This window comes from Peribacillus sp. YIM B13481 (assembly GCF_042787985.1).
Lineage (GTDB): Bacteria > Bacillota > Bacilli > Bacillales > DSM-1321 > Peribacillus > Peribacillus simplex_A.
In genome coordinates this window covers 1-7,492 of the sequence record NZ_JBHZPE010000095.1, presented here as the reverse complement: position 1 = coordinate 7,492, position 7,492 = coordinate 1, and the positions used below count along the sequence as shown (strand labels likewise).

Annotated in this window: 7 protein-coding genes; all 7 read left to right on the top strand. The window is 34.2% G+C overall.

All coding sequences use genetic code 11. The features are described 5' to 3' along the window. Positions 1-357: 357 nt before the first annotated feature. The 7 genes from ACFX4X_RS24750 (at position 358) to ACFX4X_RS24720 (ending at position 6,749) form a co-directional block, all read left to right on the top strand. Positions 358-540, top strand: a complete 183-nt coding sequence (locus ACFX4X_RS24750) for a hypothetical protein (RefSeq protein ID WP_377387408.1) — start codon at positions 358-360, stop codon at positions 538-540. A 579-nt stretch (positions 541-1,119) separates the two neighbouring features. Continuing rightward, positions 1,120-1,287 (top strand): hypothetical protein, encoded by a 168-nt coding sequence (locus tag ACFX4X_RS24745; RefSeq protein WP_289319550.1) that lies wholly within the window; start codon positions 1,120-1,122, stop codon positions 1,285-1,287. A gap of 251 nt (positions 1,288-1,538) precedes the next feature. Further along, positions 1,539-2,204 carry a GGDEF domain-containing protein gene (locus tag ACFX4X_RS24740; protein ID WP_377387405.1) on the top strand — a complete coding sequence of 222 codons (666 nt, stop codon included), beginning with the start codon at positions 1,539-1,541 and terminating at the stop codon, positions 2,202-2,204. A 472-nt stretch (positions 2,205-2,676) separates the two neighbouring features. Beyond that, positions 2,677-3,486, top strand: a complete 810-nt coding sequence (locus tag ACFX4X_RS24735) for an oxidoreductase (RefSeq protein WP_377387402.1) — start codon at positions 2,677-2,679, stop codon at positions 3,484-3,486. A gap of 13 nt (positions 3,487-3,499) precedes the next feature. After that, positions 3,500-4,471: an AraC family transcriptional regulator gene (locus ACFX4X_RS24730; RefSeq protein ID WP_377387399.1), complete on the top strand. Its 972-nt coding sequence runs from the start codon at positions 3,500-3,502 to the stop codon at positions 4,469-4,471. 223 nt (positions 4,472-4,694) lie between these two features. Beyond that, positions 4,695-5,360 carry an NAD(P)H-binding protein gene (locus ACFX4X_RS24725; protein WP_377387396.1) on the top strand — a complete coding sequence of 222 codons (666 nt, stop codon included), beginning with the start codon at positions 4,695-4,697 and terminating at the stop codon, positions 5,358-5,360. Between the two features lie 882 nt (positions 5,361-6,242). After that, positions 6,243-6,749 carry a hypothetical protein gene (locus tag ACFX4X_RS24720; RefSeq protein WP_377387393.1) on the top strand — a complete coding sequence of 169 codons (507 nt, stop codon included), beginning with the start codon at positions 6,243-6,245 and terminating at the stop codon, positions 6,747-6,749. The last annotated feature ends 743 nt before the right edge of the window (positions 6,750-7,492 follow it).

Genomic DNA, 7,492 nt, shown 5'->3' with positions numbered 1-7,492 from the left:
TTTCAAGGGTTATGAAATCCTGCGAATAAGTGAGCATTCGAGAGCTATAGCTATCATACTGAGGGAGTTGATTAAGGATCACAAAAATAATCAAGAAGATTAAAAAAATAAGTTGTGTTCGAAAAAGGGGAGGGTATAGATATTGCCTTCCCCTTTGTGTTTACAGATAAATTTATATGACTGTATATAATGTACTCGATTTTGTATCTCAAAACAGTTAGAGATTGAATTGGTGCGTTTTGAGTGGATTAATAACTCTATGTACTCAAATTCATATCCCCAATGTACTTATCTTTGTGTCTTCGTACAAATTTATTTGCTTTTTTTGGTAATATAGTTAAAGGGTGGTGAGGGATTATGAAAAAGAATTATACGGTTTTCTTTTTACTTTTGTTTATTGGAGCTATTTCTAGTGGTATGGCACTTAAAAATTATTTCGACTATTCTATGATTATTGGAGTTGGTTTAGCGACAGTATTTTTATTAGCTGCTGGGTTTTCGCTTGGAAAAAGGAACAAGGTAAATAATTCACATCATTAAATTGTTTGTTAAGCTAACGTGTGCTTTACATCAATAAGGGAGGTTGTTGAAGCAACCTTTTCTTAATGAACTCCCATGAAAATTAAAAAAGCACAAAATCTAGAAAAAACCACAACAAAATAGACCCAGTAAAAACGCTTTTTAAAAAAAGGCTGAGCCTTATGAGTGATCTGATTAAGTTTGGTAAATCGTTAAACAAAACCCTCCAATTATAGCAAATTAAGTAGAGGCTAGCGCGACGACCAAAAAAGGATTAATCTCCCATGAGTGCTACCCATAAAGGGCGCGACAGTCGGTGGTACACCGTGGTCATCGGAGTCAGACTAACGGATGGGCTCAAAGGCACCATAGTTCAACGACCTTCTTCGCCAGCCATTAAAACATTATCGACATAGAGACCAATTTTCATTCTCTGTGGTGAAGCGCTGATTTTTGCGCTTCATGAATGGCTAACGGGTGCATTACTTCATTACCAGGAGCTGATCAGCAGCTCTTTTTCTTATAGTGAAAGAAAAACAAAACTTTTGTTGTTCAATTTTCGTATATGAAAATACCAAGAATAAATTAGGAGTTGTTTTTATGTTTGACATTGCCTTGATATTGTTTATAGCTTCTGCTGGGGTAGTTATTGCTATTACCGGCTTCTTCGTTATATTAGGTCGAAGGATTTTAGAACCTAAGAAAAAACTTCAACAAAAAATCGATAAACTAGAAGAAGAGGTTCAAATATTGAAAAATCACAAATGATAAACTAGCTTTAATGAACTAACGGATGCTTTAGTTCATTAACAGGGGTTGCTGCGGCAGCCTTTTTCTTATGGCACTAACGGGGCAGGTTACTTGAAGAAGCACAGTTGTATCCAAGGCACTTTATTTTATTTTCTCTAGTTGCGGAAATTTACATAGTTAAAATTATTGGTTAAAGTACAAACACAGTGTTAATTCATATTTTTTTATGGTATTATTCGTAAAAAATGACAAAAAAGAAGGTATTGTTTATGAAATTTACCGGCCAGTTTAGTCTAGTAAGCATCGTTGTTATATTCTCGTTCTTTAAAATTCTCTACTTTGGATACCCACTCCCCAACACGTTTATAGAGGGCTTGTTCTTATCGATCATTGCATGGATTATCGGTAGGGTATATGATCAAATGCGTTTCAATGCCAACTACGATAACCTGACGCAAGTATTTAACCGAAGGTACGCCTTAAAAATGATGCAGAAAAAGAAAGTAAAATCAGTTCAAACAAACTCTCCTTTCGCTGTCGTTATAATCGATGTAAATAACTTTAAAGATTTAAATCAACGATTAGGTTACGAAACAGGAGATCGTTGTTTAAAAGGGCTGTCTATGCTTTTATTGGACCACACCAGAAACTCCGATGTTGTAGCACGATGGGGCAGCGATGAATTTATCATTTTCGCTTCAAGGTTTACCCAAAAAGATACAGAAGTTTTCATAGACAATTTGGAATCCGACATACTAGAACAATTTAATAAGGCCAAAATCCCTTTGGGCATTGGGATTGCTATTGGCAACGCCCACTATCCGGAAGAAGGCAACTCATTAGACGAACTTTTTCATGTTGCTAATCAGAGAATGTTTGACGTGAAAATCAGGACAAAAATTTCCACTGCACGCCAGTCATCTAATAGAATGTGAGTATAATAGAAATTTACCTTTCACCTATCTGTTACATTTAAGAATAATAATTTCTAATATTTTCGGCTGGTGAAGTAGTGCTGTCGTATGACCATTACTGAAGTTTTGGGGCTGCAAACAGGCGGCTTTTTTGTTGTTGAACTAACGGAGCAGCATTCCTGTAATGAATGAATCGATTTATTTATGCAAAACCAACTATTTTGTGAATAATTACACTTAAACTAACGGGTGCGTTAGTTGAGATCCAGAGCTGCCATGTGGCGGCTTTTTTTGCTTAATGAACTAAAGGGCAGGTTAATAAAATAAGAAACTGATCCTTTTATATCTTGTAGACAATTACTTTCCAACAAAGGAGTGGCGCTTTGCAATTTATTATGGCACAAATTGAATTATAGTTGGCACGTATTGACGTTGAATGTCACATGTTTTCCTCCTAAAATGGAAACCATATTGAAGAAGGAGGAATTAACTCATGAAAATTATTTTGATTACAGGTGCAAGTAGCGGAATTGGTTACCAGACTGCACAACTATTAGCGCAACAAGGTCATAAAGTATATGGTGCAGCACGTCGATTAGAAAAAATGGGTAGTTTAGAGAAAGATGGCGTTATTCCGATTAGTTTAGATATTACAGACGAATCCTCTATTAAAAATTGCGTGGATTCAATTGTTACAGCTGAGGGTCGGATTGATATTTTGATTAACAACGCAGGGTACGGATCATATGGAGCAGTTGAAGATGTTTCTTTGGAAGATGCTAGAAAACAATTCGATGTAAATTTATTTGGATTAGCCCGTCTTACACAAATGGTTCTACCAACTATGCGAGCACAACGCTCCGGTAAGATTATTAATACGTCATCAATGGGCGGTCGGGTCACTACATTATTTGGAGCTTGGTATCATGCGACAAAATATGCTTTAGAAGGTTTTAGCGACTGTTTACGTATGGAAGTTTCTAATTATGGAATAGACGTTGTATTGATTGAACCAGGTGGGATTAAAACTGACTGGGGATTTATTGCCGCAGATCATTTGCTAGAAACTTCAAAAGGTGGAGCTTATGAAGAATTAGCTACAAAAACAGCTGAAAGTATGAAAAAGCGCTATTCCTCTAACATGTTATCAAATCCTGAATTAATTGCGAAAACTATTGTAAAAGCAGTTCAGAAAAAACGACCTAAAACTCGTTACCTCATTGGTTTTGGCGCAAAACCAATTGTCTTATTAAAAACTATTTTACCAGATAGAGTCTACGATAAACTGATGAAAAACATGTAATGAGGAATTAACCATGAAGATAACTATCACCAAGCAGTTTCAACAATTTATTGCATCATTAGGGGTATCTATGGGAGAGCTTCTACAAAAAGCCAATATTCCTAATATGCTTTGGAAAGAGACGTTAACTTTAACCGATCTTGAATATTATCGGCTTCTCCAAGAATTTGATCATTTATTGTCGGATGAGCAATTACTAGCCTTCAGTCAAATTGAAAATATCAATATGTTTATGCCGCCATTTTTTGCCGCATTGTCAGCAAAAAACGGCTATGAAGGTATTCAACGTTTAGCAAAATACAAAGGGTTGATTGGTCCTGTAAAAATACAGATGAATGAGACATCCAAAACTGTGAGTGTTCATTTTTCATTTACTTATCCCAATCAGGAACTCCCTAGGTTTGCCTTATTAAACGAGCAGTTATTGCTCGTTAGTTTGCTTAGAACGGCGACGGGTGAAAGAATCGTTCCCCTTCTAGTTGAAGGACCTTACTTCTATAGTTTACCTATTGAAGAGTTTTTTGAAATTCGTGGGACAAAAAGCGTGACGAATCAACTAATATTCAAATTAGAAGATTTAAAACGTCCTTTTTTAACCGAAAACAATATCATGTGGGAGTATTTGAAACCAGAGTTCACAAAAAAACTCCAAGAGGTTTCTCAACAAAAATCCTTTTCCCAAAATATCCAAGCAATTTTATTCTCAGCCATTCCTAGTGGACAGTACACGTTAGAAGAAATTGCACATGCATTAGGGATTAGTGTAAGGACGCTTCAGCGAAATTTGAACGCTGAAAACACAACATTCAATCAACAATTACAAGCGGTTCAAAAAATGCTTGCATTCCACTATCTTCAAGAACCCAATTTAACTACTAGCGATATTTCATACTTACTTGGTTATGCGGATTCTAATTCTTTTGTCCGTGCATTTAAAAAATGGACTGGACAAACAATTTCAGAATATAAATCGCTTCATAAATAAAAAACTTCTCTGCGAGAGCAATGCTTTACTTAGCTATCGCCTTTTTTATTCACAAAACAGTTTTTTGAAATTATGTACTTAAAATAACGGGTAGCTTTAGTGAAAGAAGAATTAAAGATTGAGACCATGTTTTAGTTATTCCATTATAGGGCGCGATTCTATTACATTGAATAATCCTCACTTAAGGTAAGACAAAGTTAAATTAGAAATGGAGTGAACATAAATGAAACAAAAAGCTGTTGTTGTGGGAGGGACTGGATTGATTGGTAACAAACTGGTGAAGTTACTGCTAAGTTCCACAGCATATGACACCGTTACACTCTTGGTACGGAGACCAACAGGTTTAAAACATCCAAAGTTAGACGAGAAGATAATAGAATTTGAACAATTAGATAGATTCGGTGATGAACTAACTGGAGCTGATGTATTCTGTACCCTTGGAACAACTATAAAAAAAGCAGGAAGTCAAAATGCTTTTCGCAAAGTAGACCTTGACTACCCAATTACACTTGGGAAAATGGCAAAAAAGCACAAAGCTAGGCAGTTTTTAATTGTCACTGCACTAGGAGCAAATCTATCATCACGATCATTCTACACACGTGTGAAGGGAGAGGTTGAAGTTGCATTGCGAGATCTTAATCTTCCAGCACTACACATTTTCCGTCCGTCACTATTACTCGGTGAACGTGACGAATCAAGAATTGGCGAAAGGTTTTTCATACTAGTTTTTAATTTACTTTCACCTGTCTTCATAGGACCATTGAGAAAATACAAGGCTATTCATGCACAATCTGTAGCAAAAGCAATGCTTTTAAAAGCCCAAAATGTTTCTTCAGGTATTCATATCTATGAATCAAACCAGATTAAACAGATTAGTAAACAGTTTTAAAATGCCTGTACTGGGTGGAATCTTAGGGAGGGATACAATTTTTATCTATTATTTTTATTGTATGGATTGCAATCAAAGTTAAAATAGTCAACAATCCAACCAATTCTTAATCAACTAACGGGTGCTTTAGTTCAATAACAGGGGTTGCTGCGGCAGCCTTTTTCTTATGGCACTAACGGGGCAGGATAGTTCCATAAGAAGTGTATTCGTACTGTGTGCTAAAAGTTTGTTTCTTGAATAGTTTTTAATCGTAAAAGTCATATTATTAACATGAAGTTTAAATTATAAAAAAACTTAAAAGCTTTCCTGTATTGTTGATAATATTCTTTATTTACATATTTTTATTTTTCCTTTTATCTGCAATAATTACTTTATTGGGCTTAAATCTTGTTTTGCAGTTTGTGTCCACCGTTTATTCGCATTGAGAAATTACCTTTCGTACAATAATATTTTGTCGTTATTGGGATAGTGCTAACCCTTCACATTAATACTAAGTAAAAACAAAAACTGAGGTTGCTTTAATGTATGATACATGGATATATAATCATTTCATAAATACAGCGTTTTTTCCTATTTTATTAGTAATAATTATTACAGTTATCTTTATTTATTTGTATAAAAGGAAAAACAATTCGTAAACATATACCACTACTAGTAGTTGTCTCTGTTATATCAACGACTATCTCTGTAATTCCTAACATCACAGTTTGTGTCAACTCTACAATAAGTCTTTAATGAACTAACGGGTGCGTTAGCTGAAGATCAGAGCTGTCTTTAAGGTAGCTTTTTCTTTATGGAGCTATCGGGGCAGGGTAGTTTGATAATAATGGATAATTTTCCAATTTTCATATAATGTAGAAGGGAGAAATGGAGGGATGAAATTTGAGGTTTTTCAAGATGTTTTCTTTTTGCACTTTAATGATAGTATTCTTAAATGCTTGTAGTTTAGATACTACAAAAACGAAAAGTGAAATTTTAGAAATACCTAATATAGATGAATATACAACCTTATTAGTGCAAAGTGTTGATGAGAAAGGGGTATCTTCCAATTCAACTTCAAAGGTCATTACAGATATTAATGAAGTACAAGCTTTTATAGAAAAAGTCAACAAAATGGAAGTTGTACAACCTCCTAAAAAGGAGTTATTGGAGAAGAGTAAAGAATTAAATAAAAAAGGGAATTACTTTTTTGTATTATCCGATAAAGAAACCATGGATAACAAAGTGTACACTATGAATTTTTTTAGTGATGGAAGGATTATGTTTCAAGAACCGAACGGAAAGAAGCAAGAAGCAAATGGAGCAGAACAGAAAATGATGTATTTATCAAAAGAAAAACATACTGATGTTCTTCTTGAAATGAAAGAATTATTAAACATTAAGTTTTAATTAATTCTTAATCAACTAACGGGTGCGTTAGTTCATTAAAAGATAAAAGGAGAGTACATATTATACATGGTTAATTGTGCTCTCCTTTATTCATTAGGTTTTTTTATAATTAAGGTCTTGATAACTTAAGTTCCGTTATAAAATCTTCGCCCTCGTAGGGTTGCTCTGCTTTGTGCAATAGCATTGGAGAAATAAACAAAGTTACCACCTCAAGATAATTGTAGCATTAAAAACTCCATATTCTCTGAGGTAGGTAATGGAAAAATTTAAAAGTGAAAAGAGTGCTTAAGATTAACCTTAATCTTAAGGTAAAAAAAGAGAGGCGAAAACGAATGGCAGAAAGTCTTATTAGAGAAATTAGGGAGACAGTACATTGAACAAATGGATAATTGTCGTAACTTTAATAAAAAATAAAGAGATGACAAAAAATCACTTTTGTATACGTTTTTATCAGAAATAGTTATACAAATAATCTTTAAATGAAAGAATAGCTGATCTGTATTACTTTTGTGCATAAGCTTTAGTAAAACAACCTCTAAAAAATTAGTTTTCACATTAAATGATATAGAAAGTTCATTTAAAAGTAGTTGACTCTTACAAGAAAAAGAATCCTGAAGGATTGAACTATACCCCGGATAACGGACACACATAAAAAAGTGTCCCTTAGGGGCTGTTGACAATCTAAAAGGATTTTTGAAACCTGTATAGAATTTATTCTATGCAGGTTTTTTATTGGAGGGATT